At 68.5% G+C, this 926-nt stretch carries 1 protein-coding gene and 1 pseudogene; both read right to left on the bottom strand.

Features of this window, described 5'->3' with window-relative positions:
* The coding region (locus N415_RS29595; RefSeq protein ID WP_152531642.1) for a DUF222 domain-containing protein at positions 1-551 on the bottom strand (551 nt) is incomplete at its 3' end.
* 83 nt (positions 552-634) lie between these two features.
* A pseudogene (locus N415_RS29590) lies at positions 635-926 on the bottom strand (PE family protein); the annotation flags it as partial.

Below are 926 nucleotides of genomic sequence, written 5' to 3'. Positions count from 1 at the left end.
CCGTCGGGGTGCAGCCAGTCCATGATCCGTTTGGCGTATTTGGCCAGCTCGTCGGGGCGATAGTCGCGGGCCTTGTCGGCCAGATCGGCTTCGGCGGCTTCGCGGGTGCCCAGGTCGATTTCGGCGGGCAGGTGGGCGAAAAAGCTGCGGATCACCTTCACGTGGGTGTCGCCGATGCGCCCGTCGCGGACCGCGGCGGCCGTCGCGCTCAATTGTGGGGCCAACGCCTCCCCGGTCAACGCCCGACGCTCCCCTAAATCCTCGGCTTCGTCGATGCGCCGAGACGCCTCAGCCTTGGTGATGCGCAGCCGGTCGGCCAGCGCGCCGCGCAGGGTGCAGCCCAGTTCTTCTGGGCCGGATTGGGCGGCGAGTTGGTTGATCAGGGTGTGCTGCGGGGCGCGCAACCGGCGCGCCGCGGCTTCCACCCGCTCGAGAACCCGGAGTCGTTCCGGGGTGGTGAGCACGTCAAAAGACAAGTCGCACAGGCGTTTCACGTCATGATCGAACGCGTCGAAAACCTCGACGATCTCCTCACGACTGCTAGCACTCATACCCCGAATCGTACGAACACCCACCGACAACAAACGCCGATATGTGACCCCTGAAACCAAAGTGGTGCAAGGGATTTCAGCGACTAGGGAGTGCCGTTCTTGCCGGGCGCGCCGAAGAAGCCGCCGAGGCCACCGGTGCCGCCGTGCCCGGGGAGGTGTCCGTTGCCGCCGTTGCCGCCGATACCAAATATCGACGGGGTGAAGGCGCCGCCGCTCACCAATCCGGCGTTGCCGCCGTTGCCGCCATTGGCGCCGCCGCTGCCGGTGCCGGCGTCCCCGCCGGTGCCGCCCTGGGCGAAGAAGCCGAGGGCGTCGCCACCGGCGCCGCCGTCGTTGAAGCCGTTGCCCGACAGAGCGGCGCCGCCGTGCCCGCCC

The sequence above is a fragment of the Mycobacterium sp. UM_CSW genome, from assembly GCF_000455205.1.
In the GTDB taxonomy this organism is placed as follows: Bacteria; Actinomycetota; Actinomycetes; order Mycobacteriales; family Mycobacteriaceae; genus Mycobacterium.
The sequence above is the reverse complement of the archived record's forward strand: the minus strand, read 5'-3'. Positions and strand labels throughout refer to the sequence as shown.